The following is a 23,412-nucleotide window of genomic DNA, read 5'->3' as shown; positions in this document are numbered from 1 at the left end:
AGGAGCGGCTGAGCGGGCTACTTCCGCTTCTTGCGCTTGCCGCCGGGGCTGCGCGGCAGGAACTCGCGGTCGACGTACCGACCGATCTTCCAGGTGACGTACGCGTCGGTGCCGGCACCGACCACTCCGCCGACGACCGGCACCCGGCGTCCGACGGTGGTGGCGAGGCGCTTGCCCGCGGCGCGGGTGATCAGCTCGGCGGCGACCTCGTTGGCGAGCAGCGCGTTGAGCGAGGAGTCGAACACCTGCGCGCTGGCCAGCTCCATCGGCGTGCCGGGCAGGGTGCGGTCCTTGACCAGCTTGGTGATCCGGTCCTCACCGAGCAGACAGGTCAGGATCGCTGCTCGGGTGCGCGGGTCGGCGAGGTCGTAGCCGCGCAGGTGCACGATGCCGGCGACCATCCGGCACTGGATGAGCGCCAGGCCGGTGATGTTCGTGGGGACGGTGAACGCCATCGTCACCAGGCCGCCGATGTTGGTGACGAAGCCCTGGAGCCCGGCGTACCGGACGTGGTTCTCGATGACGTCGTGGGTGCCACGTTCGAGGTCGCCGTCGTTCTCAGCCAGCTGCTTGTCCGCCGCCGAGGCTGCGCTGGGCAGCGGACCGACGCCGACGATGGCCTTGTCCAGGGCCTGGTGCACGAAGGCGGCCGACAGGTTCGGCGCGAGCTGGGGGATCTTCGGGGCCAGGACGGCCCCGATCTTCTTGGCGGTGCTCATGGGTTCCAGCCTAGGGGGATCATGTCTGCATGCCGATCGACCCCGGACCCACCCACTGGCAGCTGCCGGTGCCCGGCCCGCGTGCCGGCGACCTGATCGCCATCGGCGGCGACCTGGCCCCTTCGACCGTGCTGGCGGCGTACCGGGGCGGGCTCTTTCCGATGCCGGTCGAGGCGGGTTCGGAGATCGGCTGGTGGTCGCCCGAGTGGCGCGGAGTGCTGCCGTTGGACGGGCTCGTCGTGTCCCGGTCGCTGCGCAAGTCGCGGAAGAAGTACACGGTCACTTCCAACCAGGCGTTCGCCGACGTCCTCGCCGGCTGCGCCGACCCGGGCCGCGACGGGGTCTGGATCGACGAGCAGATCACGGCGGCGTACCTGCAGCTGCACGCGATGGGCTGGGCGCACTCGGTGGAGACCTGGCTCGACGGCGAGCTCGTCGGCGGGCTCTACGGGCTGGCGATCAACGGCCTCTTCGCCGGGGAGTCGATGTTCTCCCGTGCCACCGACGCGTCCAAGGTCGCGCTGGTGCACCTCGTCGAGCTGCTCACCGACGAGCACGCCGGGGTGCGGGTGCTCGACACCCAGTGGCAGACCGACCACCTCGCGACGCTGGGCGTGGAGGAGATTCCGCGCGCGGAGTACTTCGAGCGTCTGAACTCCGCCCTCGCACTGCCGCTGCCGGCAGCGTTCAGAACGCCCTGACCAGATCGAGCGCCAGGACGCCGAGGGCGACCAGGACGTAGGCAGTGGTGGCAGAGCGGACCAAGGTCAGGCGTCGAGCGGGTTCGGTGCCGAGACGCTCGAGGATCCAGTCGATCGCCGGAAGCACCAGGACCCCGTGGAGCGTGACACCGTGGAAGTCCTTCACGAACCCCGTGACCCGGTACACCACGTCGGCGGTGTTGGCGTCGGCGCGGGCGATCGACCCGCGCGCGATCATCGCTGCTCCTGACAGCAGCCCCACGATCAGGAGCGCGAAGCCTGCGCGGTAGGCGGCCTCCGTGCTCGGGCCGCCCGTCGTTCGCCCCCGTACCGCAGCGACGGCGAAGATCCCGAGCACGAGGATCAGGACACCGCCGCCTACGGCCAGCGACATCGCGACCGCCGTGTTGAGCGGCGTCGATGTGTTCAGGTGGGACGGTTGGTGGCGCCAGGCCTGCAGCGTGATTCCGCCGACCTCGACGACGCAGTCGATCGCGAACACCCACAGGAGCGTCGAGCGCCCCGGCACGTCCAGCCGCCGGGCGAGCCAGACGACGGCGGCCAGCGTGACACCGAAGGACAGGCCGAAGGTGAACGGCTTGCGCCAGGAGACCGGTCCGCCCCACGGTCGGTCGTCGAGAGCGAAGACACCGAGGTGGACAAGTCCGGAGACGACGAGCAGTCCGGCGATGCCGAGCAACAGGCGGTTGCTCCGTTCCGTCATGGTCGGTTCAGTCCCGAGCCGGGCTGCGCAGTCCGAGGGTGGCGCCCAGGGCGGCCGCCGCACCGACGCCGATCAGCTGGACCACCTGACCGACCGCGATCGTGGTGCCGTGGTCGCCGACGAGGTTCTCGAAGCCCTCGCCGTTGATGCCCGAGACCACGAAGCCGACGAGGACGAAGACGCCGAGGACGCAGCCGAGCCACGCGGTCCAACGACGACGCACCGCGCTCACGACGACGGCCCCGACGGTGAGGATCACCAGGCCGGGGGGAACGACGATCGGGAACTCGACGCCACCAGCCCACAGGAGGGAGATCCCCAGGGCGCCGAACGCCAGCGCAGCCGTCAGAAGGGCTCGATGGGCATATTCGTTCATAGTGTGAACTATTACATGACTGACGCGTCGTGCCAAACTGTGCGTCGTGTCCCGACCGTCCAGCCTCGCCCTGCTGCTGTCCCAGCTGGGCAGTCACGTGGCAGGTGAGTTCGCCCGCCGGCTGGAGCCTCTCGGTCTCACGCCCGCCCACGTGGGAGTGTTGAGGACGCTCGCCGTCCGGCCCGGGATCAACCAGCAGGAGCTCGCCGAGGTGATCGGAGCCGTGCCCAGCCGGGTGGTGAAGCTCCTGGACGAGCTCGGCGCTCGCGGACTGGTGGAGCGGCGGCGGAGCGAGATCGACCGTCGCCACCACGAGCTGCACCTGTCGCCCGCTGCGAGGTCGAAGCTCGACGCCGTGATGGCGACGGTGGTCGAGCACGACCGCGCGATCGGCGCGGGTCTCACCGCTGAGGAGAAGCGGGAGCTGGTCGCCCTGCTGGGCAAGCTTGCCGAGGCCCGCGGCCTGGGCGGACTGGCGCACCCGGGTTTCCGGGGGAGTGAGACCTGACTCAGGGCTCGGAGATCTTCACCATCATCTTGCCGGTGTTGGTCCCGGTGAAGATGCCGTTGAGAGCGTCGACGCACGACTCGAGCCCGTCGTACACGGTCTCGCGGTGCACCAGCTTCCCCTCCAGGTCCCAGCGACGCAGCGCGGCGAACGCCTCGTCGAAGTGCTCCCACTCGTTGAGCGCGTTGAAGCCCTGCATCGTCGCGGTCTTCGCCAGCAGGTTGACGTAGTTCGACGGGCCAGGGTGCTCGCCGGTGAGGTAGCTGGAGATCACGCCGCACAGGACCACGCGGGCGTTGTGCGCCAGCCGGCCGAGCACAGCATCGAGGATCTCGCCCCCGACGTTGTCGAAGTAGACGTCGACGCCAGCCGGGCAGTGCTCCTTGAGTGCTGCGTCCAAGCCCTGCCCGCCCTGGGCGGCTCGGTAGTCGATGCACGCGTCGAAGCCGAAGTCCTCGACGACCGCTCGGCACTTCTCCGGTCCGCCGGCGATGCCGACGACCCGGGCGCCGGCGATCTTCGCAATCTGGCCCGCGACCGATCCGGTCGCGCCGGCGGCGGCCGAGACCACGACCGTCTGGCCGGCCTGCGGCTTGCCGACGCCGTGCATGCCGAAGTACGCCGTGGCGCCGGTCGGACCGTAGAGCGAGAGCACGGCCTGGTGGTCGGCGACGTACTCCGGGTCCACCGGCGTACAGAAGAGGTCGTCGCGCACGATCGTGTACTCGCTGAAACCGGCGAGCATGGTGACCACGTCACCGACGGCGTACGCGTCGCAGCGCGACTCCTCGACGACGCCGATCCCGGCGGCGCGCACGACCTCCCCGATCTGCACCGGCGGGAGGTAACCGGGCTGGTCGTCGAGCCAGGTGCGCGCGGCGGCGTCCACCCCGACGTAGGTGATCCGCACGAGGGCCTCCCCGTCGGCCGGCTCCGGCACGGGGACGCTGACCAGCTCGGTGTCGTCGGGGACGACAAGACCCTCGGGACGGCGTCGCAGGACGATCTGTCGCTGGGTCCGGGGCACTAGAAGACCGTCGGCTCGCCGGCGTCGGCGACCATCGGGCGGCCGGCTGCCTGCCACTCGAGCATGCCACCGTCGATGTTGACCGCGTCGTAGCCGTTCTGCACCAGGTAGCCGACGACCTGCCCCGAACGCCCGCCGACCTTGCAGACCACCAGGACCTGGCCGTCCTGCGGGATCTCGGCGATCCGCTCGGGGATCTCGTTCATCGGGATGTGCACGGCGTCGGGAGCGTGGCCGTGGGCCCACTCGACCGGCTCGCGCACGTCGATCAGGGTGACGCCTGCGGGGAGGTCGGCGGGGACCTGGTCGATCGTGATCGTGGGGATGCTCATGGGGCAAACCTACGTCAGCGGCTACTTGAGCAGCTTCGACATCCGTCGGTCGGCCAGCGGCTTGCCGCCGGTCTGGCAGGTGGCGCAGTACTGCAGGCTCCGGTCGGCGAAGGAGACTTCCCGCACCACGTCGCCGCAGACGGGGCACTTCTCACCAGTGCGACCGTGCACCCGCATGTTCGACTTCTTCTCGCCCTTGAGCTCGCTGGCCGCCAGTCCGTCGGCCCGGGCCAGCGCGGCCCCGAGCTCGGCCTTGATCGTGGCGTGCAGGAGCTCGAGCTCCTCGGGCGTCAGGCTGTTGGCCGGCTTGAACGGCGACATCTTCGCGGCGTGCAGGATCTCGTCGGAGTAGGCGTTCCCGATGCCGGCGATGTTGGACTGGTAGCGCAGCACGCCCTTGATCTGGGCACGGCCGGCGTCGGCGAGGACCTGGCCGAGCACGTCGACGGTGAAGTCGTCGGACAGGGCGTCCGGGCCGAGCCGCGCGATGCCCTCGACCTCGGCGGGGTCGCGGACGACGTACAGGGCCAGGCTCTTGCGGGTGCCGGCCTCGGTGATGTCCAGGCCGCTGTCGTTGTCCAGCACGATCCGAGCGGCCAGCGGGGACTTGCTGTTCGGCTTGGCCGGGAGCTTGGGCACCTCGTCCTTCCAGCGCACCCACCCGGCCAGCGCGAGGTGCAGCACCAGGTAGGTACCGCCCACGTCGAAGACCAGGAACTTGCCCTGGCGGGTCACGCTCTCGACCATCGCTCCCGCGAGTGCGCTCACGGGCGGGTCGTAGGTCTTGAGGCAGCTGAAGTTGGCGATGTCGACACGGACGATCGCTCGGTCCTTCAGGCGCTGGCTCAGGTCCCGTGCCAGCGCCTCGACCTCGGGCAGCTCGGGCATGAACCGAGCCTAGCGAGTGCTCCGGCCTGCGCGTGGTCCCCTCAGCAGAAGCCGAGGATGTGCTCCAGCGCGCTGCAGTGCTTCGTAGGCGTCGGGGAGGGGCTCGGCGGCGGCTCCGAGGCCGGCGGTTCCTCGGACGGTGCCGGATCCGACGGCTCCGGGTCGGGGGCGGGATCGACCGTCGGCTTCGCGGACGGCTTGGGCGTCGGTTTGGCGGCCTTGGTCTTCTCCACCTCGGCGGTGGGCTCCTCGGTCGGCGACGCGATCTCGAGCGGCCCGGCGACCGAGACCCCGTCGGTCGGGACGGTCTCGCTCGGTCCGACGGGCGCGCCGAGGGAGTCCCCGGACGTCGCAGGGGCGGGCGACGTCGTAGCGGCCTGCGGACCGGCCTGGGCCGATGCCGGCGAGGTGGTGTCCGGGTTCTTCGTCAGCAGCAGTCCGACGACGATCGTGACGCCGAGGGCCAGCGCACCGACGGCGAGGAGGCGGTGCCGGGCGTCGCGCGCGACCTCGACCAGGCCGGGACGCTCGACGATCAGCGGCTCCGGCGGGGGCTCGAGCACGGCGGCCTCGGCGGGCTGCAGGATCACCGAGTCGAGGGCAGGCAGCGGCGCCTCCGCCACGGCGGGCGCGACGGGTTCGACCACCAGCTCGACCGGCGGCTCGACGAAGAGCGGAGCCGGGGTGTCGACGTGGTGCAGCACGTCGGGTGCCACCAGCGAGTCCAGGGCCACGTTGCTGAACGCGAGCTCGTGGAACGCCTCGGTGCACCAGGCACAGCTGCTCAGGTGCACCCAGTTCTCCCGGGCGAACCCGTCGCTGGTGACACCCATGGTGTTCCGCATGATCGCGATGTGCGCGGCACGGCAGTCCGGGGTCGGCGAGACGTCGAGGTGGTTGGTGAGGAAGGTCGTCTGCAGGACGGTCAGCGCGTGGGTGACCTCCGCGTCGTCGGTTTCCGGGCCGCCCGCGAGGGAACGACGCAGGGCCGCGCGGTCCTCGTCGGTCAGGTCGGCGAACGACGAGGTCATCCGGACGGACTCGAAGAGCTCGGGGTGCTCGGAGTCGGCGTGCATCAGCATCGGGGGGTGGTCGTCCTCGCCGAGCTCGCGCACCGCCGAGCTGACGAACGAGGCGACGTCCTCGCGCGGACCGCGACCGATCGCGATCAGCGAGACGGTCCCGACGAGCGCCTCGGCGGCCAGGCCGGGGACCTCCGGCGGATCGACGTACAGGCGCGCCGCGGAGAGGGCGGTCTGCCAGTACCGGACCCAGAGACGGGCCGCCGACTCGAGGTCACCGCGACCGATTCCGTCGGTGACTTCGGCGTCGCTCAGCGAGTCAGACGCGAGTTTGATGGCCATTCGTTGACATCTCCCGATAGGTGCAACGTGCTTGCGATCGTACGTGCGGGTCCGGGGGACCGCGAATCGACGTCCGCGATTCGGCGGCGAAACGGACATTTCGCACCTAGGCTCGCGCTATGTCTTCTCTCGTCTTTCTCGGAGCTGCGGCAGTCGCCTGGGGTTGTGCGTGCTTTGCCCTGGGCTACCGGATCGCGCAGCGTCGGACGACCTAGGCCATGGTGTTCGGTCCGGCGCGTCCGAGGGCGATGTCCCTGGACAACACCGTGGCGCGAACGGGAGCGGACGACGACCGGGTCTGGGAGCGGCCGGACTGGGCTTCGCGGTCGGGGAGTGACACGCGCTAGCCTTCGCTAGCCGAATCTAGGGTATCTGCTAGATAGCCGGATACTGTCCGATCATGGACCCGATCCGGAACCCGTACGCCCCCGGCGCCGGACAGCGCCCGCCCGAGCTGGCAGGTCGCGCGGAGCAGCTCGACGCCTTCGACATCGTGCTCGAGCGGATCGCCAAGGGCCGGCCCGAGCGCTCGCTGGTGCTGACCGGGCTGCGCGGCGTCGGCAAGACCGTGCTGCTCAACGCGCTCCGCTCCGCCGCCGTACGACGCGGCTGGGGCACCGGCAAGCTCGAGGCACGCCCGGACCAGAGCCTGCGACGCCCGCTCTCCAGCGCGCTGCACCAGGCCGTGCGCGAGCTCGGGCACCCTGAGGCCGACCAGGTCGCCGGGGTGCTCGGGGTGATCAAGGCCTTCGCCCAGCGCGACTCGGCTCCCGGGACCAAGCTGCGCGACCAGTGGAACCCGGGGATCGACGTGGCGGCGGCGAAGGGGCGGGCCGACTCCGGAGACATCGAGATCGACCTGGTCGAGCTGTTCACCGACGTCGGCGGGCTCGCTGCCGACGTCGGCAAGGGCATCGCCGTCTTCATCGACGAGATGCAGGACCTCGGCCCGGACGACGTCTCGGCGCTCTGTGCCGCGTGCCACGAGATCAGCCAGTCAGGGCTGCCGGTGATCGTGGTCGGCGCCGGGCTGCCGCACCTGCCGGCCGTGCTGTCGGCGAGCAAGTCGTACTCCGAGCGCTTGTTCCGGTTCCAGCGCATCGACCGGTTGGCGCGCGACGCCGCCGACGTGGCGCTGTCTGCTCCGGCGGTCGAGGAGGACGCGGCGTACGAGGAGGAGGCCCTGGCTGCGCTGTACGTCGCGACCGGCGGCTATCCCTACTTCATCCAGGCCTACGGCAAGGCGGTCTGGGACGTCGCGCCGACCTCGCCGGTGACCGCTGCCGACGTGGCCGTCGCGGCACCCGAGGCCGAGGCCGAGCTCGCGGTGGGTTTCTTCGGAAGCCGTTACGACAGGGCGACGCCGGGGGAGCGGGAGTACCTGCGCGCGATGGCCGACGCGGCACTCGCGCTGGACGAGCTCGACACCGCTTGGGACGGGATGGGTGAGTCCGTGAGCACGGCCGAGGTGGCGGCCGTGCTCGGCAAGAAGCCGCAGTCGCTCTCGCCGGCTCGGGATGCCCTCATGAAGAAGGGGTTGATCTACTCCGGCGAGCGCGGACGGATCGCGTTCACCGTGCCGCACTTCGGGAAGTACCTGCGCGAGCGCGGCTGAGTCCATACTTGCCAAAGTGGAAAGTGGAGGTCCATACTTTCCATTATGGAAACTTCGAGGCCCACGCCGGCTGAGGCGGCCGCCGCTCTGCGCGACGCCGAGGTCTCGCGCGACAAGCTGGTCGGCGACCTGGTGCTGCCGCCGCTGTTCCACCTCTCGATCGGCGCCGCGATCGTCGCCCAGATCGTCACCGGCGCGATCGGGATCGCTCGGCAGGATGGTCCCGGGATGCAGGTCGTCGTGCTCGGCGTGGCTGTGTTCTACGGCGTCGGGGCACTGCAGCTCGTCGCCTTCCGCCGTCTCAACGGCGTCTGGCTCGGCGGCCTGGTCAGCCGGGTCGTCTTCGGTACGGCGTCGCTCGCCTCGACCGTGTACGCGCTCACCTTCGGAGCTGCCGTGTGGGCCGCCTTCGAGGACCTCTGGTGGGCGGTGGGGATCTGCGCGCTGCTCGGCGGCGTCGGCTACGTCGTGAGCGGCGTGCGGTGGATGCGCACCTACCGCGCCGACCCTGTCCGGCACGGCCGCGGCGAGACGATGCTGATGCTCGGCCTGACAGCCGTCTCGGTCGTCGTCCTCGGAGTCCTCCTGGTGGTCCAGAGCTGATGGGGGAGAGCTGATGGGGGAGCTGGACCGCACCCTGCAGGCTCCCGCGCGGCTCAGGCTGATGACGATGCTCGCGACCGTCTCGGAGGTGGAGTTCGTGACGCTGCGCGACGGCCTCGACGTCTCGGACTCGGTGCTCTCCAAGCACGTCGCCGCCCTCGCCGAGGTCGGCTACGCGCGCAGCCGCAAGGGAACGCTCGCCGGCCGTCGTACGACGTGGGTCGCGATCACCGGGAAGGGTCGGAAAGCGCTGACGGCGCACGTCGCCGAGCTGCGGGCGATCATCGGAGACCTGTAGGCGAACCGGGTGCCCGGCCGACCGCTACCCTTCGGCATGGCCCAGACGATGAAGGTGCGCCGAGCGATCGCTCGCAGCGTCCTGCAGGTGACCCGTTGGAACCTCGTCGGCGAGGCTCCGCCGGAGGCAGGCATCCTCGTCGGCGCCCCGCACACGTCGCGCTGGGACTGGGTCGTCACGATGTTGATGACGTGGAGCCACGGCAGCCAGCCGAGCATCCTCATCAAGCACACCTACTTCACCGGGCCGATGGGTTCGATCCTGCGGCGCACCGGCGGCATCCCGTTGGACCGGGAGAACCCGGGCGCGACGATCCGGGCGCTGCTCAAGGAGGCCGACGGCCACCCGAACTTCCTGCTCGCGATCGCGCCCGAGGGCATCCGTGGCAAGGGCGAGTACTGGAAGGCCGGCTTCTACCGGATCGCCCAGCAGACCGGACTGCCGATCACGCTGGGGTTCGTCGACGGCCCGAGCAGGAGTGTCGGCATCGGCCCGACCTTCCACCCGACCGACGACATCGTGGCCGACATGGACCTCGTGCGAGCCTTCTACGCCGACAAGGTCGGCATCGTCCCGGAGAACGGGACCGTGCCGCGGCTGCGCGAGGAATCCGCATAAGTCGTGTGCCCAGCGCGTCACCGGTGACGCGCTCAGGCACACGGGTCACCAGGCGGCGGGCTTGTAGTCCTTCAGGAAGCAGCCGTACACGTCCTCGCCGGCCTCGCCGAGCACGATCGGGTCGTAGACCCGCGCCGCGCCGTCGACCAGGTCGAGCGGCGCGTGCCAGCCCTCCGCGGCGATCCGGAGCTTCTCGTGGTGCGGGCGCTCGTCGGTGATCCACCCGGTGTCGACGGCGGTCATCAGGATCTTGTCGGTCTCGAACAGCTCGCCCGACGAGGTCCGGGTCATCATGTTGAGCGCGGCCTTGGCCATGTTCGTGTGCGGGTGCCCGGCGCCCTTGTAGCGACGGCCGCCGAACTGACCCTCCATCGCCGAGACGTTGACGATGTACGCACGGCGCGCGCCGTTCTGCACGGCGGCCCGCATCGCCGGGCGCAGCCGCGAGTTGATGAGGAACGGCGCGATCGAGTTGCAGAACTGGACCTCGAGCAGCTCCAGCGGGTCGACCTCGTCGAGCACCTGGGTCCAGGAGTTGTTGTCCTGGATGTCGGGGATGAGGCCACCCGCGTCGATCGCCGTCCCGGCGAGGTGCGCGTCCAGGGAGGCTCCTCCCGCCTTGAGCGCGAGAGCGGTCAGCGACGCCGCGGTGTGGGCCGCGAGCGCGTGCTCGCTCGACTCGCCCTCGTGGTGGGCGACGGCGGTCTCGGCGAGCGCTCCCGCGATCGCGGCCGGGTGCGCCTCGGAGATCCGGTCGAAGGTCACCATCTCGGGAAGCGCGTCCAGCTCGGGGAGCGGCGCGACCTCGCCTTCGATCAGGTGCGAGTAGGACCCGGGCAGGCGCCGTACGGTCTGGCAGGCGTTGTTGATGATGATGTCGAGCGGGCCGTCGGCGGCGACGTCGTCGGTCAGCGCGACCACCTGGGTCGGGTCCCGCAGGTCGATGCCGACGATCTTCAGGCGGTGCAGCCAGTCGGCGGAGTCCTCCATGGCGGCGAACCGGCGTACGGCGTCCTTGGGGAACCGGGTGGTGATGGTCGTGTGCGCGCCGTCGCGCAGCAGCCGTAGCGCGATGTACATCCCGATCTTCGCGCGACCACCGGTGAGCAGCGCGCGCTTGCCGGTGAGGTCGGTGCGCTGGTCGCGCTTGGCGTGGCTCATCGCGGCGCAGGTCGGGCACAGCCAGTGGTAGAACGCGTCGACCAGGGTGAAGTCCTGCTTGCAGATGTAGCAGCCGCGCGCGGTGATCAGCTCGCCCGCGAAGGCGCCCGGGGCCGTCGAGACCAGCGGGATGCCGGCGGTCTCGTCGTCGATCCGCATCGGCGACCCGGTCGCGGTCTTCTCGATGATGTCCTGGTCGTGCTTGATGCGGACCTGCCGGATCTCGGCCCGCCGGGCCTTCTTCAGCATCTTGTACATGTACGACGCCGCCCGCTTCACCGTGCGGACGTCGGGGTGGTCGGGGTCGAGCTTCTGCAGGTCGCTCAGGACGCGAAGAGTCGTCGCCAGGTCGTCCGGGTCGATCGCGTCGGTCACCGACGAATCGTATGCCGGTGCGCGACAATGGCTCGCATGGGAGGTAGGCCGCAGGTGGTCGCGCACCGGGGGGCGAGCGCGGACAACGCCGAGCACACCCTCGGGGCGTACGTCGCCGCGCTCGACCAAGGTGCCGAGGCGCTGGAGTGCGACGTGCGGCTCACCGCGGACGGCCATCTCGTCTGCGTGCACGACCGCGACCTGAAGCGCACCGCCCACCAGAAGCGGGTCGTGTCCTCGATGGAGCTCTCCGAGCTCGAGCAGCTCGACTTCGCGTCCTGGAAGCACCCCTGGGCCGACCTCGACGACGAGGCGCCTGACCTGGACCCGGAGTTCGGGAAGGTCCTGACGATGCGCCGGCTGCTCGAGACGGTGGCGGCGTACCGGCGGCCCGTCGAGCTCGCGATCGAGACCAAGCACCCGACCCGGTACGCCGGGCTCGTGGAGCGCCGCCTGGTCGAGCTGCTCGACGAGTTCGGGTGGGCCGGCCAGGACTCGCCGGCGCGGATCATGAGCTTCTCGTGGATCGCCCTGCGCCGCGTTCGCCGGCTGGCCCCCGACCTGCGCCTGGTCTTCCTCATGGACGGCCCGTCCGACTGGGTCCGGGTGCGGCCGTTCGCCGATCACGACTGGATCGCGGGACCGGGGATCAAGCTGCTGCGCAAGCACCCCGAGCTCATCGAGCGGATGCGGGCCTCGGGAGCCGAGGTGCACGTGTGGACCGTGAACAAGCAGGCGGACATCGACCTGTGCCTCGAGCTCGGCGTTTCTGCCGTGATCACGGACAAACCGGGCGAGACGTTGCGGTACCTGGATCGTTGAAACCGGGTTTCAGCGGTTCCGATGCGGGGAACTGTCGGGGAAGTCGCCTGGCACTCAGGCGAAGTACCTGACGAAGGAAATCGTTTGTCCTGCTCCCTTGCAGCGCCCCTGCAGGGACCCGTTTCACTCAGCCTGCCGTTCACCTCCCAGAGCGCGGGCGAGGTGCGACGCGCCCTGGTCAGCTGGCTCCGCCACCACGGCTCGCCCGAATCGGTGATCGACGATGCCCGCCTCGTCGCGACCGAGCTGGTCGCGAACGCGATCCGGCACGCCGATCCGCTGCGCAACGCGACCTTGCTGGTGCGCTGGCGGCAGGAGGGCGGCGACCTGGTCCTCACCGTGGCCGACGGCGGCGGTGCGACCGCGCCCACGCTGCGCGTCGTGACCAACGAGTCGGAGTCGGGTCGTGGGCTCGCGATCGTCGAGGCGCTGGCCGTGCGGTGGCACGTCGAGCGCAGCAACCAGGTGCACGCCGTGCACGTGCACCTGCGGATGGACGGCTCAGGACAACCCTCCCTGGACGACGCGCTCTGACCTCTCGCTAACCTCGACCCATGGGTAAGAGTTCTCGCAAGAAGGCACGTTCCGCAGCAGCCTCCGCCGAGGGCGCCGCCCCGGGTGCGGTCGGCCCCCGGCAACCGTGCCCCTGTGGCTCGGGCCGCCAGTACAAGTCCTGCCACGGCAACCCGTCCGGTCCGCCGCCGGTCTTCAGCGCGCGGCCGTTCGCCGGTCTCGCCGGCGAGAGCGACCTGATCGCGCTGCGCGAGTTCGTGCCCGCCGCGACCGCGCCCCTGAAGGTCAAGGGCAGCGACCGCTCCGTCACCCTCTGCTCGTTGCTCCCCGGTGCGGTTCCCGCGCTGGTCCGCGACAACGGCTCGATCTTCCTGGGCCTCCAGGTTCAGCACGCGTACGGCGACCCGAGCCGCGACCTCGCAGCGGTGCTCAACGCCGCGCTCGAGGCGGAGCCCGGCACCATGGTCGGCCTGACCGAGAATCCCGGTGAGGGTCCGACGCTGCAGGACCTGGTCGAGGGCGACCTGGTCGTCACCGTGCACGACGGCTTCGACTACTGGCTCGACGGACTCGACGACGCGGACGGCAGCATGGCCGCGGTGCTGGAGCAGGCGAACGCCGCGGTGGCGCCCACGGTCCGCCTCGACGGGGTCGACTCGGCGTACTGGACGGCTCTCGGGGAGCGGGAGTACCTGCGCTGGGTGCGGCCCGAGGACGAGGACGTCCTGCTCGACGCGCTGGCCCGGCTGCACGCCGCCGGCGAGGACCACCTGGTCGAGGGCGGCAAGCTGATCGGCATGTTCCGGGCGCACGGCGTGCTCGTCCCGGTGTGGGACCTGCCGCAGGGCACCGGGGCCGAGGCCCTCGTCGGCCCGGTGGCGGACTTCGCCGCCAAGATCAGCGCGACGCTCGCGGACGCCCGTCCGCTGGAGACCGCGGAGCGCTCCGCGCGGGCCGGACTGACCAGCCGTCAGCTCACCATCCGCTGAACTGGTACAGCCGAGTTTCGCAATCCTTGGCACAATTCGATGACGTGTTCTAGAGTCTGATTTGCCCGGTCGGTGTTGCATCCCCCGTCAACATCGGCCGGGTCTTTCAATTCCCGCGTCGGTCGCGTGTCGATCGGACCTCAGTCGCGCAGCACCGGGCAGCTCATGCACCGCGGGCCGCCCCGCCCCGAGCCCAGCTCGGACCCCGCGATCGCGATGACCTCGATGCCCGCCGCCTCGAGCCGGGTGTTGGTCTCGAGGTTGCGCTCGTAGGCGACCGCCACCCGGGGCGCGAGGGCCAGGGTGTTGTTGCCGTCGTCCCACTGCTCTCGCTCGGCCGTCACCGCGTCCAGGCCGGTGTCGATCCGGTGCAGCACGTCGATGTCCATCGCCCGGGCCGCGGCCTCGAGGAAGGGTGCCGCAGCAGCGACCTCGAGGTCCTCCCCGTCGCCGGTGACGGCGTACGCCTGCAGCCGGTCGGCGACGTTGGGGTACATCACGATCTTGTCGACGTCGACCATCGTCGCCACGGTGTCCAGGTGCATGGTCGCCCGCTCCTGCGCGATCGGTACGGCGAGCAGCGTGTGCGCCAAGCCGCGGTCGAAGGCCTGCCGGGCCAGTCGCTCGGCGCCGGCGGGGGTGGTGCGCTCGCCGACCCCGACCGCGATCACGCCGGGGGAGAGCAGCAGCACGTCCCCACCCTCGACGTACTCGTGGTGCGGTCCGTGGATCCGCGGTGCGCCCGCGAAGCGCGGGTGCCGGGAGTAGATCAGGTCGGTCAGCCCGCTCTCCCGCTCGCGCGCGGGCATCTTCAGCGAGGTGATCGCGACCTGGTCGCCGATCCACACGCTCGAGTCGCGGGTGAAGAGCAGGTTGGGCAGCGGGTCGATGAGGAAGTCGTCGTCGGCGAGGAGCGACGTCACCAGACCGAAGCCGCCGCGGACCTCGTCGTTGCGCAGGCCGGCCGTCAGGACGAGGGTCAGCGCCTCCGGGCTCAGGTCGGTGAGGACCGAGCGCAGGTAGGTGCGCAGGGTGTCGCCGAGGTGCAGGGACCCCAGGACGTCGGTGATCGCGTCCTCGCGGGCTCCGGGGTCCGCCGCGAGCGCCTCGGTGAGCAGCTCGGTCAGGTAGAGGACCTCGACGCCGCGGTCGGTCAGGGCTGCGGCGAAGGCGTCGTGCTCGTCCTGGGCCCGGCTGACCCAGGGGATGCCGTCGAAGAGGAGCTTGTCGTTGTTGCGCGGGGTCAGTCTCTTCAGCTCGGGTCCGGGTCGGTGCAGCATCACCGTGCGGAGCCGACCGACCTCGCTGCTGGCTCCCCAGGAACGACCACTGTGAAGGGACATGCCAGGAGCCTAGTTGCAGCGGTGGCTGTCGACCCCGACGACGAGCACGGGCCGGGGTGCCGTCGTCAGGAGAACGCGATCTCGTAGATCGTCAGCGCCTCGAGGATCAGGCAGATACCGCCGCCGAGGTAGTAGACCAGCGAGAGCCGGATCCGCTGCAGCAGGAAGCGCCCCGCGAGCACCGCGAGGCCGGAGACCGCCAGCAGGGCGAGCCACGCCCCGAGGAAGACGCTCACCGGTTCGTCGTACTTGCTGACCAGGCTGATCGTGAGCAGCTGGGACAGGTCGCCCCACTCGGCCGCGAACAGGACGATGAACGAGGCGCCGATCGCAGCCAGACCGGTCTTGGCGGCACGGGCGTCGGCCTTGGCGGCGAACTCGTCCTCGGTCCCGGCCTCCTCGGCATCGGCCTTCGGTGCCTCCCGGAACAGCAGGATCGCGCCGGCGAGGAAGATCACGGCGGCGACGACCTTGACCGCCGTGTCGGGCAGGAACGTGATGACCCGACCGACGCTCACCGCGATCAGCGTCTGGATCAGGAAGGCGAGACCGACGCCGATCCAGACGAAGCGGCCGGGGTAGCGCGTGGAGAGCACCAGCGCCGCGATGAACGTCTTGTCGGGGAGCTCGACCACGAAGATCGCTGCGAAGCTGAGGGCGACGACGGCGATGTCCATGGGGCCAATCTACGGACCGGTGCTACCTGCTCCGGAAGTCGGATGCCGGGTAGACGCCGAGCACCTTGACCTCGGTGGTGAAGAAGGCGAGCTCCTCCAGCGCGTTCTTCAGCGCGGGGTCGCCCGGGTGGCCGTCCACCTCGGCGAGGAACTGCGTCGCGCCGGTGAACTGCCCGTCGACCATGTAGCTCTCGAGCTTGGTCATGTTCACGCCGTTGGTGGCGAAGCCCCCGAGCGCCTTGTAGAGCGCGGCCGGCAGGTTGCGCACGTTGAAGATGAAGCTGGTGACGACCGGACCGTTGCCCCGGGGCGCCTCGACGTAGTCGGGAGACAGCACGACGAAGCGGGTGGTGTTGTCGTCCTCGTCCTCCACGTCGTTCGCGAGGATCTCCAGACCGTAGATCTCCGCAGCCAGCGGGGGCGCGATCGCGGCTTGCGTCGGATCGTTCGCCTCGGCGACCTCGCGCGCAGCGCCGGCCGTGTCGCCGGAGATGATCGGGTTCAGCCCGTGCTCGCGGATCACCCGCCGGCACTGACCGAGCGCGTGCACGTGGCTGTGCACCGTCTTGATCGTCTCCAGGCTCGCACCGGGGACGACCATGAGGGAGAACTGCACGCGCAGGAAGTGCTCGCCGATGATGTGCAGGCTCGAGGACGGCAGGAAGTGGTGGATGTCGGCGACCCGGCCGGCGATCGAGTTGTCGATCGGAATCATCGCGAGCTCGGCGTCGCCGCCCTCGACCGCCGCGAAGACGTCCTCGAACGACGCGCACGGGACGGGCTCCCAGTCGGGGTAGTGCTGCTTGCACACCAGGTGGGAGTTGGCGCCGGGTTCGCCCTGGTAGGCGATGCGGCGCTGTGGGGTCGCAGGCTGTTCGGTCACAGGGCGATGCTCCCACGGCACGCCGCCGGGGGAGGACCGGGTTTCGCGCCTAGGGTTGGTCAGCGTGAGCCTCACTGTCTCGGTCCTCGCGCTCCTCGTCGCGCTGGCGGCACTCGGTCTGGAGCTGGCGCCGCGCGTGCGACGCTCGCGCCGCGACCCGGGCGACGTCTCGGACCTGCCCGAGGACGCGCTCGGCCTGCGGCACGAGGTGGCCGCGCTGCGCGCGGAGGCGGCGACGGCGCTGAAGAACCTCGCGGTCGTCCGGTACGACGCGTTCGAGGACACGGGCGGCAAGCTCTCCTGGTCGCTGGCGCTGCTCGACGACCGCGGCGACGGTACCGTGCTGACCTCGATCCACGGACGTACCGAGGCACGCACCTACGCGAAGACGATCACCGGCTGGGTCTGCGAGCAGCCGCTCTCCCCCGAGGAGTCCGACGCCGTCGAGCGCGCCCGGGGTCGGTAGTCCCAGGTGGGGACTATCTCGGTTCGAGCAGGAAGACCGGGATGGTCCGGTCCACGCGCTCGGCGTACTTGGCGTAGTTGGGCCAGGTGCGCAGCATCGCCGTCCACGCGGCGTCGCGCTCGGCTCCGGCGAGCTCACGGGGGACCGCGGTGTGGGTGGCCCCGTCGATGCCGACCTCGACGGTCTGCGCGGCGCGCACGTTGAGGACCCAGACGGGTTCCTTCGGACCACCGAAGTTGGAGCCGGCGATCAGGTGACCGCCCTGGTACGGGACGCACAGCACCGGCGTGGAGCGGGCGACACCGGACTTCCGGCCGACCACGGTGAGCATCAGGCTGGTGAGCCCGGCGATCCGGACGAAGGTCCAGCGACCGCGGGTGATCCGGGCGAGGAGCTTGTCCATCGCGGTGATCTGCTTGAGGAACCGCGGCACCCAGGAGAGCCCGCCGATCCAGATCGCCACCGGCGTGAGCACGTTTGCCATGGGCGTGAGACTAACGGGGGACGCGGACGAGCAGACGGCCGTGGTCGCACTCCGCGCGCAGCTCGCGACCGGGCTCGATCAGGTCGCCGTCGAGCTGTCGCGGCGCCGCGGCGGAGGCCCGTACGACGACCGTGTGGCCGGTCATCCGGGTGAGGCTGGCGTCGGTGCGCTTGTTCTTCGTCAGGATCCTCGCGGCGAGCGGCAGCCAGGACAGGAACCGCCGGGGGTAGAGCAGCACCACGTCGAGCTGGCCGTCGTCGATCTCGGCATCGGGGATGAGCGGCATGCCCGCCTGCAGGCTGCCGACGTTGCCGATCACGATCGTGCGGGCGCGGTGCTTGGTGAACTCGCCGCCGTCGATGGAGATCTCCACCTTGATGGCCGGGAACATCAGCGCCTTCAGACCGGACCAGGCGTAGGCCAACCAGCCGACCTTCTTCTTGAAGTCCTCGTTGACGCCCTCCATGATCGCGGCGTCGAAGCCCATCCCGGCCATCACCAGGAAGGTCGCGTCCTCCATCTCGTCGCCGGAGACCCGCACCATGTCGATGGCGCGGTCCTGGCCGTTGAGGCCGACGTCGACCGCGGCCCGCAGGTACAGCGGGATCGAGAGGTTGCGGGCGAGCAGGTTCCCGGTGCCGGCCGGAATGATTCCGACCGGGATGCCCGTGCCTGCAAGCTCCTCGCAGACCGCGCGGATGGTGCCGTCGCCGCCGATCGCGATGACCAGGTCGGCGCCGGACACGGCCGCCTCGTGGGCCATCGAGTAGCCGGTGTCCTCCGCGGTGGTGTGCCACCACGCGACCTCGGCCCAGCCGGACTCGGTCGCCATCCGCTCGACCATCGCCCGGAAGCCGGCCGGGTCGTCGACCTTGATCGGGTTGAGGATCGCGGCGACCTTGCGACGACTCGGCGGGACGGTCTCCGGCAGCGGGTCGGCCTTGAGGGCGGTGGACCGCGGCTGCGGGTCGAAGAGCAGCAGGGCCAGCAGCACGGTGGCGGCCCCGAGCAGGTAACCCCCGACGACGTCGGAGAAGTTGTGCACGCCCAGGAAGATCCGGTCGATCCCGATGAGCAGCTCGACGGAGAGCGCGAGCACGTAGGTCAGGCGGCGCAGGCCCCGGCGACGCACGAGCATCCGGGCGAGCACGATGGCGATGCCGGCCGCGGCAGCGATCGAGCTGGAGTGGCCCGAGGGGAAGGAGGAGCTGGTCAGCACGTCGATCGGGTCGTCGAGGAACGGTCGGTCCCGGTCGATCACGACCTTGCAGAGCGTGGTGATCAGCGAGGTCGACGTCATCACGATCACGACCCAGATCGCGGCCCGCCGGTGGTTCTTCGCGAACAGCGCGACGGCGACGACGACCGTGAGCCCGAACATCGGCCAGAACGCGGTCGCGTGCCCGATCCCGAGGAAGAGGTGACGGGCCCACTCGTGGTCCCGGGTGAACTCGTAGGGGTCCTGGCCCAGGGTGCGGTCGAGGTCGAGGATCCCCTGGGCGTCCTGGCCGACGAGCGACATCAGCAGCACGTAAGCGGCCGAGCTGACCAGCGCCAGGAGCTGCGCCTTCTGCCGCTGCTGAGGGGAATCGATCACGTCCGGATGCTACCGGGCGGGCCCTGTCGCAGGATCGGCGTCACCGGCTCCGTCAGGGTCCCCGAGCGCGAGCAGACCGCTCATCACGACCACCGCTCCGAAGAGGTAACCGGCGATGATGTCGGAGAAGTTGTGCACGCCCAGGAAGATCCGGTCGGCGCCGACCAGCAGCGCCAGCGCCAGGGCTGCCGCGATGATCAGCCTCCGTCGCCGCACCTCGCGGACCAACGTCACCGCCATCACGATGGCGACACCGGCCGCCGCCGCCGCGCTGGTGGCGTGGCTGGAGGGGAACGAGTAGCTGTGCAGGATCTCGACGGGCTCGCGCCAGTGCGGGCGCTGCCGCTCGACCACGTCCTTGAGCCCCCGGGTGAGGGGATCGGTCACTACCAGGGTCACCATGGCCCACGCGGCGGGTCGGTAGAGGTGGCGCGACATCAACCACCCGGCGCCGGCGGCGCCGTACAGGACGATCCACGGGGGTGCGGTCGCCTCTCCGATCCACTTCCAGACGGTCAGGGTGCTGCGGTTGTCCTCGGTGAGGTCCTGGGGCTCCCGGCCGATGGCGTGGTCGATCTTGTCCATCGCGTCGGAACCGAGGACGGCCAGGACCGTGAGCGCGACCAGGACCGTCGTGCACCCCACGATCCACCAGGCCAGGCGTCGTCTGCTCGCCTCGGTCACGATCACTGTGCTGCCCCCGTCCGGCCGGCGCGCTGCTCGATCCTGACTACGATGCTCTTCGACGCCGGGGTGTTGGAGACCTTAGCGACCGCGTCGAGCGGCACGAGCACGTTCGTCTCCGGGAAGTACGCCGCGGCGCACCCGCGGGCGGTCGCGTACGCGACGACGCGGAACTCCTCGGCCCGCCGCTCGCCGTCGCTCCACACGCTCACCAGGTCGACGAGGTCACCGTCGGTGATGCCCAGGGCGGCCAGGTCGTCGGGGTTCACGAACACCACCCGGCGCCCGGCCCTGATGCCGCGGTAGCGGTCGTCGAGCCCGTAGATGGTGGTGTTGAACTGGTCGTGGCTGCGCACGGTCTGCAGCAGCAGGTGACCCTCGGGGACCACCAGCGGGTCGAGCTCGTTCACGGTGAACCGGGCCCGGCCCGTCTCGGTCGGGAACTCGCGCCGGTCCCGGGGCGGGTGCGGCAGCGCGAAGCCGCCCGGCTGGTGCACCCGCTCGTTGAAGTCCTCGAAGTCGGGGACCACCCGCGCGATCCGGTCCCGGATCCGGTCGTAGTCGGCGCAGAGCGCTGCCCAGTCCTCGGCCTCGTCGGGGAACAGGTGGGCCGCCAGGCCGCTCACGATGGCGACCTCCGAGCGCAGGTCCTCGCCCGCCGGGTCGAGGCGGCCACGGGAGACGTGCACCATCCCCATCGAGTCCTCGACGCTGACGACCTGGGGGCCGGAGGCCTGCTCGTCGCGCTCGGTCCGTCCGAGGCACGGCAGGATCAGTGCCTCGGTCCCGCAGATCGCGTGCGACCGGTTGAGCTTGGTGCTGACCTGGACGGTCAGGTCCAGTCCTGACATGGCGGCCGCGGTGGCCTCGGAGTCCGGGGTCGCCGCGACGAAGTTGCCGCCGAGTCCGAAGAACGCCCGGACGTCGCCGGACCGCATCGCGCGGATGGTGTCGACCGCGTCCAGGCCGTGCTCGCGCTGCGGCTCGAAACCGAACTCCGCACCGAGGGCGGCGAGGAAGTCCTCCGGTGCCTTCTCCCAGATGCCCATCGTCCGGTCGCCCTGCACGTTGGAGTGGCCGCGGACCGGGCACAGGCCGGCCCCGGGCTTGCCGATGTTGCCGCGCAGCAGCATCAGGTTGGTGATCTCCTGGATGGTCGCGACAGCGTCGCGGTGCTGGGTCAACCCCATCGCCCAGCAGACGACCACCTGGTCCGAGCTGCGGTAGCGCTCGGCGAGCGACTCGATCTGGGCGCGCTCGAGACCGGTGGCGGCGAGCACGGTGTCCCAGTCGAGGTCCTCGAGGTGGGTGAGGTACTCCTCGTACTCCGAGCAGTACGTCGTCACGAAGTCGGTGTCGACCGCACCGGCGTCGACGGTGAGCCTGGCGAGGGCGGCGAACAGGGCCTGGTCGCCGGAGAGCCGGATCTGCAGCAGCTCGTCGGCCAGCTCGGTGCCCTTGACCAGACCGACCGGCGACTGGGGGTTCCGGAAGCGCCTCAGGCCCGCCTCGTCGAGCGGGTTGATCGTGATGATGTGGGCACCGTTCTTCTTCGCCTTCTCCAGCGCACTGAGCATCCGCGGGTGGTTGGTGCCCGGGTTCTGACCGACCACGAGGATCAGGTCGGCGGCGTGGACGTCCTCCAGCGAGACCGAGCCCTTGCCGATCCCGATGGAGTGCGCGAGGGCAGCGCCGCTGGACTCGTGGCACATGTTCGAGCAGTCCGGCAGGTTGTTCGTCCCGAAGCGGCGGACCATCAGCTGGTAGAGGAACGCCGCCTCGTTGGAGGTGCGGCCCGAGGTGTAGAACGACGCGGCGTCGGGGCTGGGCAGTGCGCGGAGGCGCTCGGCGATCAGGGCGAACGCGTCGTCCCAGGAGATGGGCCGGTAGTGGTCGGCGCCGGGTGCGCGGTGGACGGGCTCGACGATCCGTCCCTGCTGGCCGAGCCAGTAGTCCGACCGCTCGGCGAGGTCGCTGATCGGGTGCTCGGCGAAGAAGGCCGGCGTCACCCGTCGCAGGGTCGCCTCCTCGGCAACCGCTTTCGCGCCGTTCTCGCAGAACTCGGCCGGGCTGCGGTGCTCGGGGTCCGGCCAGGCGCAGCCGGGGCAGTCGAAGCCGTGCTTCTGGTTGATCCGAGCCAGGGTCAGGGCCGTACGACGCACGCCCATCTGGTCGTTCGACATCTGCAGCGCCTTGGTGACGGCGGTCAACCCGGCTGCCCCGTGCTTGCGCGCCCCGACCTCGAGGTCGCTGTCGTCCGGGTCGTCCCGAGGTGGGCGTCGCGTCATCCAGTCATTGTGCTCGATGACCGGAGCGACCGATATCCTCACTCGTGTGATCGATCCCCGCGTGCTCCGAGAGAACCCCGACCTGATTCGTGCCGCCCAGGCGAAGCGTGGTCTCTCCGACGACGTGGTCGACGTGGCGCTGTCGGCGGACGACGCGCGCCGCGCCGCGATCGCGACCTTCGAGGCGCTGCGGGCCGAGCAGAAGGCGCTGAGCAAGCAGATCCCGCAGGTCCAGGGCGACGAGAAGGCAGCACTGCTGGAGAAGACCAAGGCGCTCTCGGCCGAGGTCAAGGCCGCCGAGGCGGCGCAGGGAGAGGCCGAGACGGCCTGGCAGGACGCCATGCTGGCGATCCCGAACCCGGCCGCCGAAGAGGCGCCGGCCGGCGGCGAGGAGGACTTCGTGGTCCTCGAGACCATCGGCGCTCCACGTGATTTCGTGGCCGAGGGTTTCGAGCCCCGCGACCACATCGAGCTCGGCAAGATGCTCGGCGCGATCGACCTCGACCGCGGCGCCAAGGTCTCCGGATCGCGCTTCTACTTCCTCACCGGCGTGGGCGCCGAGCTCGAGTTCGCCCTGATCAACCTCGCGATGGAGCAGGCCCGCGAAGCAGGCTTCACCCAGGTGATCGCGCCGTCGCTGGTCAAGCCCGAGGCGATGGCCGGCACCGGCTTCCTGGGGCAGGCGGCGGACGACGTCTACCGGATCGAGGGCCAGGACATGTACCTGGTCGGCACCTCCGAGGTGCCGATGGCGGCGTACCACTCCGACGAGATCCTCGACGGCGCTGCACTGCCGCTGCGGTACGCCGCGTTCAGCCCGTGCTTCCGCAAGGAGGCCGGGTCGCACGGCAAGGACACCAAGGGCATCATCCGGGTGCACTGGTTCGACAAGGTCGAGATGTTCGTCTACACGACGACGGAGGACTCGTACGCCGAGCACCAGCGCCTCCTGCAGTGGGAGAAGGACTTCCTCGACAAGCTCGAGCTGGCCTACCGGGTCATCGACGTCGCTGCGGGCGACCTCGGCCTCTCGGCGCAGCGCAAGTTCGACTGCGAAGCGTGGATCCCGACGCAGGGGAAGTACCGCGAGCTGACCTCGACCTCGAACTGCACCGAGTTCCAGACCCGGCGGCTCAACACCCGCGGCCGGTTCGAGGAGGGCACGGCTCCGATCTCGACGCTCAACGGCACGCTCTGCGCGATGACGCGGACGATCGTCGCGATCCTGGAGACCCACCAGCAGGCGGACGGTTCGGTGCGGGTCCCGAAGGCACTGCAGAAGTGGCTCGGACGCGAGGTCCTCGAGCCGGTGAACCCGGCTGGTCGAGACGTCGCGGCCGGTCGAGCGTAGTCGAGA

General features: G+C 70.3%; 26 protein-coding genes. 11 read left to right on the top strand and 15 right to left on the bottom strand.

From position 1 onward, the window contains the following. Nucleotides 1–17 precede the first annotated feature (17 nt). Entirely contained in the window at nt 18–719 is a 702-nt protein-coding gene (locus ABIE44_RS08770) for an EcsC family protein (RefSeq protein ID WP_209719366.1), read from the bottom strand. A gap of 29 nt (nt 720–748) precedes the next feature. Between ABIE44_RS08770 and aat the strand changes: the two genes are divergently transcribed. Next, complete coding sequence (gene aat, locus ABIE44_RS08765; RefSeq protein ID WP_209719369.1) at nt 749–1,420, top strand: leucyl/phenylalanyl-tRNA--protein transferase; 672 nt, start codon at nt 749–751, stop codon at nt 1,418–1,420. On the opposite strand, the gene ABIE44_RS08760 is transcribed toward aat, so the two are convergent. Together ABIE44_RS08760 and ABIE44_RS08755 are read right to left on the bottom strand one after the other, a co-directional pair. Beyond that, on the bottom strand, nt 1,407–2,144 hold the full coding sequence (locus ABIE44_RS08760) for a hypothetical protein (RefSeq protein WP_209719372.1): 738 nt from the start codon (nt 2,142–2,144) through the stop codon (nt 1,407–1,409). The two genes, aat and ABIE44_RS08760, sit on opposite strands and share 14 nt — an antisense overlap. A 7-nt stretch (nt 2,145–2,151) precedes the next feature. Then, nucleotides 2,152–2,520 (bottom strand): hypothetical protein, encoded by a 369-nt coding sequence (locus tag ABIE44_RS08755; protein ID WP_209719374.1) that lies wholly within the window; start codon nt 2,518–2,520, stop codon nt 2,152–2,154. Nucleotides 2,521–2,566: 46 nt separating this feature from the next. Between ABIE44_RS08755 and ABIE44_RS08750 the strand changes: the two genes are divergently transcribed. Further along, nucleotides 2,567–3,028 carry a MarR family winged helix-turn-helix transcriptional regulator gene (locus ABIE44_RS08750; protein WP_209719377.1) on the top strand — a complete coding sequence of 154 codons (462 nt, stop codon included), beginning with the start codon at nt 2,567–2,569 and terminating at the stop codon, nt 3,026–3,028. 1 nt (nt 3,029) lies between these two features. On the opposite strand, the gene ABIE44_RS08745 is transcribed toward ABIE44_RS08750, so the two are convergent. Genes ABIE44_RS08745 through ABIE44_RS08730 form a run of 4 tightly spaced genes read right to left on the bottom strand, consistent with a single transcriptional unit; the run spans nt 3,030 to nt 6,639 of the window. Further along, nucleotides 3,030–4,055, bottom strand: a complete 1,026-nt coding sequence (locus ABIE44_RS08745; RefSeq protein WP_209719380.1) for an NADP-dependent oxidoreductase — start codon at nt 4,053–4,055, stop codon at nt 3,030–3,032. After that, the gene (locus tag ABIE44_RS08740) at nt 4,055–4,387 is read right to left on the bottom strand and encodes a rhodanese-like domain-containing protein (RefSeq protein ID WP_209719383.1); all 333 of its coding nucleotides are present in this window, start codon (nt 4,385–4,387) and stop codon (nt 4,055–4,057) included. Before ABIE44_RS08740 ends, ABIE44_RS08745 begins: the two co-directional genes overlap by 1 nt. A 21-nt stretch (nt 4,388–4,408) precedes the next feature. After that, complete coding sequence (locus tag ABIE44_RS08735) at nt 4,409–5,275, bottom strand: Fpg/Nei family DNA glycosylase (protein WP_209719386.1); 867 nt, start codon at nt 5,273–5,275, stop codon at nt 4,409–4,411. A gap of 41 nt (nt 5,276–5,316) precedes the next feature. Further along, on the bottom strand, nt 5,317–6,639 hold the full coding sequence (locus ABIE44_RS08730) for a hypothetical protein (RefSeq protein ID WP_209719389.1): 1,323 nt from the start codon (nt 6,637–6,639) through the stop codon (nt 5,317–5,319). Between the two features lie 400 nt (nt 6,640–7,039). Between ABIE44_RS08730 and ABIE44_RS08725 the strand changes: the two genes are divergently transcribed. The 4 genes from ABIE44_RS08725 to ABIE44_RS08710 are packed head-to-tail and all read left to right on the top strand — an operon-like array spanning nt 7,040 to nt 9,773. Then, nucleotides 7,040–8,254 (top strand): ATP-binding protein, encoded by a 1,215-nt coding sequence (locus ABIE44_RS08725; RefSeq protein WP_209719393.1) that lies wholly within the window; start codon nt 7,040–7,042, stop codon nt 8,252–8,254. Between the two features lie 45 nt (nt 8,255–8,299). Beyond that, the gene (locus ABIE44_RS08720) at nt 8,300–8,857 is read left to right on the top strand and encodes a hypothetical protein (protein WP_209719396.1); all 558 of its coding nucleotides are present in this window, start codon (nt 8,300–8,302) and stop codon (nt 8,855–8,857) included. Between the two features lie 13 nt (nt 8,858–8,870). Then, the gene (locus tag ABIE44_RS08715) at nt 8,871–9,155 is read left to right on the top strand and encodes a transcriptional regulator (RefSeq protein ID WP_209719399.1); all 285 of its coding nucleotides are present in this window, start codon (nt 8,871–8,873) and stop codon (nt 9,153–9,155) included. 36 nt (nt 9,156–9,191) lie between these two features. Then, nucleotides 9,192–9,773, top strand: coding sequence for a 1-acyl-sn-glycerol-3-phosphate acyltransferase (locus tag ABIE44_RS08710; RefSeq protein ID WP_209719403.1), 582 nt, complete (start codon nt 9,192–9,194; stop codon nt 9,771–9,773). A gap of 45 nt (nt 9,774–9,818) precedes the next feature. On the opposite strand, the gene ABIE44_RS08705 is transcribed toward ABIE44_RS08710, so the two are convergent. After that, nucleotides 9,819–11,309, bottom strand: a complete 1,491-nt coding sequence (locus tag ABIE44_RS08705) for an SDR family NAD(P)-dependent oxidoreductase (protein ID WP_209719406.1) — start codon at nt 11,307–11,309, stop codon at nt 9,819–9,821. Between the two features lie 36 nt (nt 11,310–11,345). Between ABIE44_RS08705 and ABIE44_RS08700 the strand changes: the two genes are divergently transcribed. The 3 genes from ABIE44_RS08700 (at nt 11,346) to ABIE44_RS08690 (ending at nt 13,633) form a co-directional block, all read left to right on the top strand. Continuing rightward, on the top strand, nt 11,346–12,131 hold the full coding sequence (locus ABIE44_RS08700; protein ID WP_209719409.1) for a glycerophosphodiester phosphodiesterase family protein: 786 nt from the start codon (nt 11,346–11,348) through the stop codon (nt 12,129–12,131). An 84-nt stretch (nt 12,132–12,215) separates the two neighbouring features. Further along, nucleotides 12,216–12,665, top strand: coding sequence for an ATP-binding protein (locus tag ABIE44_RS08695; protein ID WP_209719412.1), 450 nt, complete (start codon nt 12,216–12,218; stop codon nt 12,663–12,665). 20 nt (nt 12,666–12,685) lie between these two features. Then, on the top strand, nt 12,686–13,633 hold the full coding sequence (locus ABIE44_RS08690) for a DUF5926 family protein (protein WP_209719415.1): 948 nt from the start codon (nt 12,686–12,688) through the stop codon (nt 13,631–13,633). A 140-nt stretch (nt 13,634–13,773) separates the two neighbouring features. On the opposite strand, the gene ABIE44_RS08685 is transcribed toward ABIE44_RS08690, so the two are convergent. The 3 genes from ABIE44_RS08685 to ABIE44_RS08675 form a co-directional block, all read right to left on the bottom strand. Further along, nucleotides 13,774–14,976: an arginine deiminase gene (locus tag ABIE44_RS08685; RefSeq protein ID WP_209719418.1), complete on the bottom strand. Its 1,203-nt coding sequence runs from the start codon at nt 14,974–14,976 to the stop codon at nt 13,774–13,776. A 65-nt stretch (nt 14,977–15,041) separates the two neighbouring features. Next, nucleotides 15,042–15,653: a TMEM165/GDT1 family protein gene (locus ABIE44_RS08680; protein ID WP_209719421.1), complete on the bottom strand. Its 612-nt coding sequence runs from the start codon at nt 15,651–15,653 to the stop codon at nt 15,042–15,044. 22 nt (nt 15,654–15,675) lie between these two features. Continuing rightward, nucleotides 15,676–16,536, bottom strand: a complete 861-nt coding sequence (locus tag ABIE44_RS08675) for a prephenate dehydratase (RefSeq protein ID WP_209719424.1) — start codon at nt 16,534–16,536, stop codon at nt 15,676–15,678. A 64-nt stretch (nt 16,537–16,600) separates the two neighbouring features. Between ABIE44_RS08675 and ABIE44_RS08670 the strand changes: the two genes are divergently transcribed. Beyond that, entirely contained in the window at nt 16,601–17,002 is a 402-nt protein-coding gene (locus ABIE44_RS08670) for a DUF4446 family protein (RefSeq protein WP_354437943.1), read from the top strand. Nucleotides 17,003–17,015: 13 nt separating this feature from the next. Here ABIE44_RS08670 and ABIE44_RS08665 read toward each other — a convergent pair whose 3' ends face one another. Genes ABIE44_RS08665 through ABIE44_RS08650 form a run of 4 tightly spaced genes read right to left on the bottom strand, consistent with a single transcriptional unit; the run spans nt 17,016 to nt 22,055 of the window. Further along, nucleotides 17,016–17,486: a nitroreductase family deazaflavin-dependent oxidoreductase gene (locus ABIE44_RS08665; protein WP_209719432.1), complete on the bottom strand. Its 471-nt coding sequence runs from the start codon at nt 17,484–17,486 to the stop codon at nt 17,016–17,018. 10 nt (nt 17,487–17,496) lie between these two features. After that, a complete protein-coding gene (locus tag ABIE44_RS08660; protein WP_354437942.1) occupies nt 17,497–19,083 on the bottom strand; it encodes a bifunctional phosphatase PAP2/diacylglycerol kinase family protein in 1,587 nt (528 codons plus the stop codon). Between the two features lie 9 nt (nt 19,084–19,092). Beyond that, nucleotides 19,093–19,767 (bottom strand): phosphatase PAP2 family protein, encoded by a 675-nt coding sequence (locus tag ABIE44_RS08655; RefSeq protein ID WP_209719435.1) that lies wholly within the window; start codon nt 19,765–19,767, stop codon nt 19,093–19,095. 2 nt (nt 19,768–19,769) lie between these two features. Further along, nucleotides 19,770–22,055 carry an FdhF/YdeP family oxidoreductase gene (locus ABIE44_RS08650; RefSeq protein ID WP_209719438.1) on the bottom strand — a complete coding sequence of 762 codons (2,286 nt, stop codon included), beginning with the start codon at nt 22,053–22,055 and terminating at the stop codon, nt 19,770–19,772. A 46-nt stretch (nt 22,056–22,101) separates the two neighbouring features. On the opposite strand from ABIE44_RS08650, the gene serS reads away from it, so the two are divergent. Next, a complete protein-coding gene (serS, locus tag ABIE44_RS08645; RefSeq protein WP_209719441.1) occupies nt 22,102–23,406 on the top strand; it encodes a serine--tRNA ligase in 1,305 nt (434 codons plus the stop codon). Nucleotides 23,407–23,412: the final 6 nt, after the last annotated feature.

This window comes from Marmoricola sp. OAE513 (genome assembly GCF_040546585.1).
Lineage (GTDB): Bacteria > Actinomycetota > Actinomycetes > Propionibacteriales > Nocardioidaceae > Marmoricola.
Note: the sequence above shows the minus strand (reverse complement) of the source record. Positions and strands in the feature narration are given on the sequence as shown.

Bases quoted from the DNA above. Each gene is read 5' to 3' on its own strand.
- ABIE44_RS08685 (WP_209719418.1), bottom strand. From the start codon at position 14,976: ATGTCCCTTCACAGTGGTCGTTCCTGGGGAGCCAGCAGCGAGGTCGGT.
- ABIE44_RS08710 (WP_209719403.1), top strand. From the start codon at position 9,192: ATGGCCCAGACGATGAAGGTGCGCCGAGCGATCGCTCGCAGCGTCCTG.
- ABIE44_RS08730 (WP_209719389.1), bottom strand. From the start codon at position 6,639: ATGGCCATCAAACTCGCGTCTGACTCGCTGAGCGACGCCGAAGTCACC.
- ABIE44_RS08680 (WP_209719421.1), bottom strand. From the start codon at position 15,653: ATGGACATCGCCGTCGTCGCCCTCAGCTTCGCAGCGATCTTCGTGGTC.
- ABIE44_RS08740 (WP_209719383.1), bottom strand. From the start codon at position 4,387: ATGAGCATCCCCACGATCACGATCGACCAGGTCCCCGCCGACCTCCCC.
- ABIE44_RS08725 (WP_209719393.1), top strand. From the start codon at position 7,040: ATGGACCCGATCCGGAACCCGTACGCCCCCGGCGCCGGACAGCGCCCG.
- ABIE44_RS08755 (WP_209719374.1), bottom strand. From the start codon at position 2,520: ATGAACGAATATGCCCATCGAGCCCTTCTGACGGCTGCGCTGGCGTTC.
- ABIE44_RS08735 (WP_209719386.1), bottom strand. From the start codon at position 5,275: ATGCCCGAGCTGCCCGAGGTCGAGGCGCTGGCACGGGACCTGAGCCAG.
- ABIE44_RS08665 (WP_209719432.1), bottom strand. From the start codon at position 17,486: ATGGCAAACGTGCTCACGCCGGTGGCGATCTGGATCGGCGGGCTCTCC.
- ABIE44_RS08650 (WP_209719438.1), bottom strand. From the start codon at position 22,055: ATGACGCGACGCCCACCTCGGGACGACCCGGACGACAGCGACCTCGAG.
- ABIE44_RS08770 (WP_209719366.1), bottom strand. From the start codon at position 719: ATGAGCACCGCCAAGAAGATCGGGGCCGTCCTGGCCCCGAAGATCCCC.
- ABIE44_RS08700 (WP_209719409.1), top strand. From the start codon at position 11,346: ATGGGAGGTAGGCCGCAGGTGGTCGCGCACCGGGGGGCGAGCGCGGAC.
- aat (WP_209719369.1), top strand. From the start codon at position 749: ATGCCGATCGACCCCGGACCCACCCACTGGCAGCTGCCGGTGCCCGGC.
- ABIE44_RS08760 (WP_209719372.1), bottom strand. From the start codon at position 2,144: ATGACGGAACGGAGCAACCGCCTGTTGCTCGGCATCGCCGGACTGCTC.
- ABIE44_RS08715 (WP_209719399.1), top strand. From the start codon at position 8,871: ATGGGGGAGCTGGACCGCACCCTGCAGGCTCCCGCGCGGCTCAGGCTG.
- ABIE44_RS08690 (WP_209719415.1), top strand. From the start codon at position 12,686: ATGGGTAAGAGTTCTCGCAAGAAGGCACGTTCCGCAGCAGCCTCCGCC.
- ABIE44_RS08720 (WP_209719396.1), top strand. From the start codon at position 8,300: ATGGAAACTTCGAGGCCCACGCCGGCTGAGGCGGCCGCCGCTCTGCGC.